Genomic DNA, 7,402 nt, shown 5'->3' on the forward strand with positions numbered 1-7,402 from the left:
CACAGTTCAGTCGCCCCCGGCAGCGCAGCCACCTGCGCCGACGCAGGAGAGTCAATTCCCGCAATTGCCGCCGCGGGACGTGAAGTTGCGATTCAATTTCCGTTACCAGCCGTGGAAGGACGTCCTGGAGTGGCTTGCCCAGCAGGCGGGTTTGTCCCTTGTCATGGATGCTCCGCCGCCGGGAACGTTCAACTACGTGGATGATCACGAATTCACCCCGGCCGAGGCCATTGATCTATTGAACAGTGTGCTCTTGACAAAAGGCTACGTCCTCATCCGGCGGGAGCGGATGCTCATGCTTCTCAACATTGAAGACGGCGTTCCGTCCAATCTCGTTGATCGCGTCACGCCAGAAGAACTGGATTCCCGCGGTGATTACGAGATGGTGAGTTGCCTGTTCCAGCTCCGCAAGATGACGCCGGAAGAAGCCGAGCAGGAAGTCAAAAAACTACTTGGGCCCCAGGGGTCCGTTGTTGTTCTGGCCAAAGCCCGGCAAATTTTCGTCACGGAGACGGCCGGCCGACTGAAAACGATTCGACGGATGATCGAGGCGATTGAAAACCCCGATGCGGCCACGGGAACGGTGCGGACGTTCAAGATCAATCCTTACACGGTCGATCAGGTGTTGAGTATCATCCGCCAGATGTTCCAGATCCCTCCCGACCAAACGGCCGTCCCCGATGGTTCTCTGCGATTTGCGCTGGATCCCAGCGGCAGCAAAATCCTGGTGACAGGCACTCCCGAAATGCTGGACCGATTCGCGGAGGTGCTGAAAGCATTGGATCCGAGCTCTGAAAGCCCGGCAAGTCGGTTGGAGAGCACGCCTCAACTGGAAGTGTATCCCATCACCTCGGCCGATCCTCAGATGGTTCTGCAGGTGCTGCAAACCCTGCTTGCGGGAATGCCGGATGTGCGCATCGCCATCGACCCGAAGACGGGAGCGCTTGTAGCCTGGGCGCGACCGGCACAACACGCGACAATTCGGGCGACGCTTCAGCAAATGCAGGGCGAAGTGGGACAGGTCGAGGTGATTCCCCTGCGCGTCGTCGATCCACAACTGGCCGTTCTGGCCATCAACAAACTCTTCGGGGGCAGTGCTGAATCTCCTGCCCCTAATGCCCCTACTGTGGACGCCGACATTACCACCCGAATGCTCCTCGTAAGGGGCACAAAGACCCAGATTGAGCAAATCAAGCAACTCCTGGTCAAAATGGGCGAACCGAGCGCGGATGGGCAGCCGGGCACGGTTAACCTGATGCGCACCATTCCGATGGATGCAGCCACCGCTCAGGCCGTTCTCGATCAGTTACAGACGGTTTGGCCGCAATTTCGCGGAAATCGCCTTCAAATCATCCGGTCGGTGGTTCCTTCGGAAACGAACAGCAACTCGTCTCAGGGATCGACCCCGGGGGCAAATAGCGGTGGCGAGGCAAGCCAGTCTAACGGAATCGAATCGACCCGGATACCGCTTCCGTTAGCTGCCGTGCCGGCCCGGCGTCTGGTGCTGGGATTGGGTAGCGGCAAAAGCTCCAGCTCGAGCAGCGCCACAACGTCGTCGAGTTCCGGTTCGTCCGGAAGCAGTACACCGTCATCTCAGCCCCAGCCGGGGAGTGCACCTCCGGGGCAACCTGGTGGGCCACCGCCGTTTTTCCGTCCCTGGGGCTGGGGGCCGCCTGGTGGCTTCTTCGAGCGAAGAGGTGATTGGAATCGAGATCGTGGTGACGGCCCAGATCGTGGAGAAGAGCGGGAGAGAAATCGTGATTGGTCGAGATCTACTTTTTGGGAAGGACCGCAACAGAACCAGGACGAAATTGATATGAGGGATGACTCGGACGTGGCCGTCACAGGGCCGTATCGCTCAACACCGTGGATCAAAACGCAATTAGTGACCCTTGTTGAAGAGGCCGGGAGCGATTCCGCCGCTGAAACCACCGTTCAGCCAGAATCGGTTGCCCAGGCCACGCAACAGTCAGCAACGCCAGCATCGCCATCCCCGGCTGAACAGCCGGCCGGCGGCAATGGCCAGCCGCCTGCTTCCGCTGGCGAACAACATTCAGTCCCGGCCAACAATCCCCCACCCGGTTCCGTGCCCCAGTCCAGGGCTGCTACACCTTCCGGGCCATCTGGTGCTAACACACCTGGTTCACAGGCAGGGACCGGCGCACCGCCCATCATCGTCGCGGTGACGCCGGAAGGTCTGGTGATTGCGAGCCAGGATCCGGAAGCGCTCAATCAGTTCGAAGATTTGGTCCGAAGGATGGTGAGTAGCCAGACGGCCGCTGCCCAACAGACGACCCCTGAACTTGTGGTGTACTATCTCAAACATTCGAAGGCAGAGGTCGTCGCCTCCACTCTCGATCAGATTCTCGGGGGAGGAACGCTGACCACGAGTGGTTCCACGGGCGGCTCGCTCATTGGCGAAATTGCCCGGGCTGCATTCGGAGAATTGGGTGGAGGCCTGGTGGGGAGCCTTCTCGGGGCCGATACCGGGGGTACCAGCGGTTCCTCGACAAGCAGTTCACAGACCACCGCCCGTGTTCAGATCACCCCGGATTCCAGACTCAATGCCCTGATCGTCCAGGGCTATCCCCAGGACCTGCAATTGATCGAGGAGATTTTGCGTGTCCTGGATCAGCCGGATAGTCCGCAGGATGTTGCCGTGCAACCCAAAACAGTCATCATTCCGGTCAAAAATACTCAGGCGGAAGAGATCGCCCAAATCTTGCGGACTGTGTACCAGGACCGACTGGTGACGGCAGGGGGGGCCAATCGTCCACCCAGCCCGCAGGAAATCATCCAGCTCCTCCGGGGCGGTCGTGGTGGATCGGGCGGACGGAGCCAGCCGCAGCAGGAACAGGAAAAGATGTCGATCGGCGTCGATACGCGAACGAACTCCCTGATTGTCTCCGCACCTGAGAGACTTCTCAACGAAGTTCGCCAGCTCGTAGAACAACTCGATCAAAAGGCCATGACCGACTCGGAGGAGACCACGGAGGTAGTGACCCTCCATAGGACGAGTGCGGAATCGGTCAGCGCTGCCCTTTCTGCTTTGCTCGGAAGCGGTGTCCAAATCCGGGGAGGAACTTCAAGCCGCGGCGCAACCACCACCTCGAGTACGTCGAGCACTTCCTCCTCTTCCTCAAACCGTCCCCAGTTCCCATTCCCGAGCAGTTTTGGGGGATTTCGCGGATTCGGAGGTGCGCCCTTTGGTGGCTTCTCACCGTTCGGCAATCGCGGATTCTCGTCGTCGGGTAGTCGTGGATTCACCCCCAGCAGAAGCAGTCGAGGGCGGTAGTGCGTCCTTTGTAACCGGCGCGGCCTTTTCGTAGCTTTGTTCGCACGCTGGGTAAGCTGTCCTTAGATACGTTCATTGCGAGGAGACGGCACCTTTTCCAGCGGCACAAGCCTGCCCGATTGGGCGGACCGTTACACTCGGGAAAGAAATTCCCCGCTCCGTGTGTCCACTTTCACAGTTTCCCCTTCCGAGATATACTCCGGCACCTGGATGACCAATCCGGTCTCCAGAACGGCCGGTTTGGTGCGACCCGTAGCCGATGCCCCACGCACGTACGGATCGCACTGCACCACCTTCAATTCCACTGCTACCGGCAACTGGATTCCCACGCACTGGCCTTCGTAAATCATGGCAAAAAGGCCCTCCAGCCCCTCCTTGAGATACTTGAGCTCCTCCTCGAGCGCCTCACGCGGGAGGACATACTCGTTGAAATCTTGCGAATCGAGAAAATGTACTTCCTGGGCGTCGGCATACATGTAGGTGACCGGTCGGCGTTCAAAGTTCGCCTCTTCCAGCCCTTCCGTGCCTTTGAGCGAAATATCCACCTTTTGCTTGGTGATCAAATTCCGTGCGCGAAACTTGTAGAGTGTGGCCGCTCCCCGCGCGCTCGGCGTTTGAACCTGCACCGATTCGATCAAGCACGGTGCCTCCTGATAAGTAACAATCATCCCGCGTTTGATATCCTTGGCCAGTGGCATAGGCAGTACTGATTCCCTGATATTCGAGGTTCGACCAACAATCCTGTACCGTTTCTGTCTCAGCTTGCCCCATCAAAGTTTATTAAATGACCATCCCCGACTGTGGATCGATGGCAACCCCTGAGGTCATCCGGGTGAGCAACTCCAGGACGACGATGAGGGCACTCGGATCGAAGAGGTCGCCCGGCTCGTCCTCGTCTTCGCCCCACTCTTCATCCAACTGTTCGAAGTGGAGGATATCGAACCGGGCGTCACAATGGCGCAGTGCTCCCAGACGTTGCTTTTCTTCCGGTGTCAGATCCGGGGAATTCAATTCCTTGACCTGTTTTTCGACATCTTCCTGAACCTCCGGTCCCTCCACGTAGCAGATATCCATGGCGGAATACGCGTCCGGGGCCACCACCGTAATGGACTCGAACCTGCCTTCCTCGTCCGCCTGGGGGTTGAGAAGTTGATACTGCGGGCCTACCTCTTGGAGGGCTTTGACCACGCTTTCCAGTGTTGGCCGACGCTGTCGGGAAAAATACACGAAGCACGTTTCCCGCCATTGATAGCGGCTGTCCTCGAACATTGACATGGCAAAACCCCCGCTAGTTGAGCACCGCAATCCCTTCCATTCCCGCTCACCGCTCCCCCGATCAGGATTGGTCCGAAAAGGCTTCCCACGTCCCTCCCGCGCGAATAGGACCAGCGCCGGTGGCCGCCCGTGTGATACGTCCGGAGAAAAAGTTTCGTTCCAAAGCTTCCATTTTAGGAAATACTCCACAGTTTGCCAAATCGGGCACGGCGATCAGTTCGGCACTTGGATCGTCGCCCAGCGTCACCCCACCGAGTTTGGCTCTTCCGCTGGACGCCAAGCCCGCGCACACCACACCCGCTCATGCGTAGCTCCTGGGGACTCGGGAGAAGGTCTCTGGTGCGGAGAATGGACGTGAGAATCGTTCGCCTTTTGGTGGCGGGTGCGACACCGTTCATAATCCGTCAGGCAACCGCGACCCATCTTTCGGGGCGTTCGGTCTGATTTCCGCCCGCGCTCGTGCAGCCCAAGGGGTTTCCGGAAACCGCCGGACAAGCTCTTTCACAAGCGTCTGATATTCGTACTGATAGTCGGCCGCATCACCCGAGTCAGGGGGGACGGTCGCGGCCAGTTTCCCGGCGAGTTCGGCCGCTTCCCACAGGCATCGTGCCGCCACGCGGCGGTTATCCGGCCACAAAAGGGGCGGCTTCAGAAACCACACCATTGACCTGTCAATTGCCTTTTGTTGCTTCCAGGCCAGTCCCAAAAGATAGCATGGGCCGGCCTTCAACCGGTCGGGAAGTCCTTCGATCGCATTTTCCCATTGAGGCAATTGCTCCGGCTGAACAGCCTGCCATTCCCGCCGCCCCAACTGTGCCGAAGCAAGAACGGCCACAGTTTTGTCACTTGCAGATCGCAGTCTCTCGAGAACTGTCACCGCTTGCGCAGACGCAGGGGAATCGAGAAGGTAACTCGCTCCGAGCAGTTGAACCCATGCCGGACCAGAGTTCAGCCAATTTCTGGCTTGGGGTCCGGCCAATGACACAGTCTCCTCGGGAAACCATGCCAGGGGAATACACCAGACAAACGGCGACTGGGGGTCCAGCGCGATCAACCGATCGACGAACTCTTCTGCGGCACGGGCATAATCCCCCAACGCATGGTAACATCGCACGATATGGGCGGTGATTTCGCGACGCCGCCACTCCCGTGGTTCCACCGTCCTTGCACGCACAAGCAGATCCAGCGCTTCTCGGACGGCACCTTCCGACAATCGCTCCATTGCCTGCTGGCACAGCGCCGAGGTGTTAGGTGAATAAGAGATAACTTTTTCGACCGGAAAATGCTTCTCCGTGCCGTCAGTGAGCCTGAGAATCAAGCCCGTTCCGGAAAAATTGACAATCTCTCCCCGCCAGCGTTGAACCCGGCCTGCTCCTGCCCTGATCTCGACAAATTCTTCCACGGTGTTCTCGGCGGTGCTGGAATCCGTCTCCATTCCGACGGGCAGGACATGCCAGACTTGGGCGCGAACTTGAGATGGACTTTTCCATCCCGAGGGCAAAATCGGCCCGTCCGCCACTGCCGCTGCGTTAAACGACAGAATAAAGAGCGCACACCAGAAAAAGGTCTCTCTTGCGAAAACTTGCTGTGGCATGATGGTCATCGCAATCGTTCGGACAGGCGGAGCATCCGGAAACAAATTTTTAGACGACGTCTTCAGCACGCGGGGCGGATTGCGAAAAAAGCCTTTCGGAACGTTCCACGCAGGCAAAATGTTTAGCGGAGGGCCTCGGTGATGTTGATGTACACATACTGGCCGCCATTCTGTCTGGCAATCCGTTTTAGAAAATTGTCTGACGTACTCTCGGGACCGGTTCCGAATTCGATGGCGTGAATGACGATGCCATTCGCCCATCGATGAATCTGTTCCAATTTTGCTTCCGATAGCCGTGGCTCGTCGGCGTCGCTCAGAAAGAAAATCACATCCGGTCGGAGTTGAATGGCGGCCAGAAGTGCGGCATCATGCTGAGTTCCCCCACTTGCCGTGATGGACTGAATGAAACGAATCGCCCGCGACTTGTTCTCATCTGTGGCAAAGGACAGCCGTCCCGGCTGGCCGGCCGGATTGAACAGCGTAGGCCGCTCGTTGTAAAAGATGATTTCGAATTGTTGGGTCTTGTCGAGCGATTGAATGCTTGCGATAAGTTCGCGCTTGGCGAAGCTGAGGGCTGTTCGTCCCGACCCTCCCATGCTGCCCGACCGGTCAAACACGTAAACGAATTTATGACCCGGTGATCGAATTCCGAATAAGGAAGCCGTCCCTGGGGGGCCCGGTTGCCGTCCGAAACCACCCCCTCCGGCAAAAAGGCCCTCTTTTCCCCCTAACTGACCCGCTCCTGTCTCCGGCAGGCCTGATGGTCCCAAAATCTGAAAACCTTTTCGAGGAAGGACGTGAGCGTCCACTTCCTGCGCGGAGGGCAGGATCTCATCCAGCGTGGGGCGCCCCGCATCAGCCTCCGCACTGGCCTGGCGTTCCTCGCCAATCTGTCCCGATTCGTCCACGTAGTAATCCCGCGGTCCGTCTTGGTACTTAAGCGCAATCCCCACCTCGCGGACGTTTTCGTCCGTCAAACCATGAATTGTGGAAGGCCGAAACAAGAGAAGAAGAAGAGCAAAAAGGATCGCATGAAAAGCTGTGGAAATCCCAAACGAATACCAGAAGCGGGGATGACCCCTTTTTCCACCCAGGGACTGGAGGGTTTCGGTCTCTTCTCTCGGACCTGTTTTCGGTGTGACCATCGTCCACGAAATAACCTTGTTACAGCTCCCATGCTATTATAACGCGGATCGGCTAAAGCTCTGAAAATCTGCCCAACTCGGCCTCCGAAAAGA

At 58.0% G+C, this 7,402-nt stretch carries 5 protein-coding genes; 1 reads left to right on the forward strand and 4 read right to left on the reverse strand.

The features are described 5' to 3' along the window. Positions 1-3,295, forward strand: a 3,295-nt coding sequence (locus tag H5U08_RS06765) for a secretin N-terminal domain-containing protein (protein WP_297031513.1), incomplete at its 5' end; no start/stop codon positions are given. Between the two features lie 131 nt (positions 3,296-3,426). On the opposite strand, the gene H5U08_RS06770 is transcribed toward H5U08_RS06765, so the two are convergent. The 4 genes from H5U08_RS06770 to H5U08_RS06785 form a co-directional block, all read right to left on the reverse strand. Next, positions 3,427-3,993 (reverse strand): elongation factor P, encoded by a 567-nt coding sequence (locus tag H5U08_RS06770; protein ID WP_297031515.1) that lies wholly within the window; start codon positions 3,991-3,993, stop codon positions 3,427-3,429. Positions 3,994-4,075: 82 nt separating this feature from the next. Further along, complete coding sequence (locus H5U08_RS06775) at positions 4,076-4,570, reverse strand: hypothetical protein (RefSeq protein ID WP_297031517.1); 495 nt, start codon at positions 4,568-4,570, stop codon at positions 4,076-4,078. A gap of 394 nt (positions 4,571-4,964) precedes the next feature. Beyond that, positions 4,965-6,164 (reverse strand): hypothetical protein, encoded by a 1,200-nt coding sequence (locus H5U08_RS06780; protein WP_297031519.1) that lies wholly within the window; start codon positions 6,162-6,164, stop codon positions 4,965-4,967. A gap of 122 nt (positions 6,165-6,286) precedes the next feature. After that, a complete protein-coding gene (locus H5U08_RS06785) occupies positions 6,287-7,309 on the reverse strand; it encodes a VWA domain-containing protein (RefSeq protein WP_297031520.1) in 1,023 nt (340 codons plus the stop codon). Positions 7,310-7,402 lie beyond the last annotated feature (93 nt).

Origin of the sequence: Thermogutta sp. (assembly GCF_014359955.1) — a bacterium.
Classification (GTDB): domain Bacteria; phylum Planctomycetota; class Planctomycetia; order Pirellulales; family Thermoguttaceae; genus Thermogutta.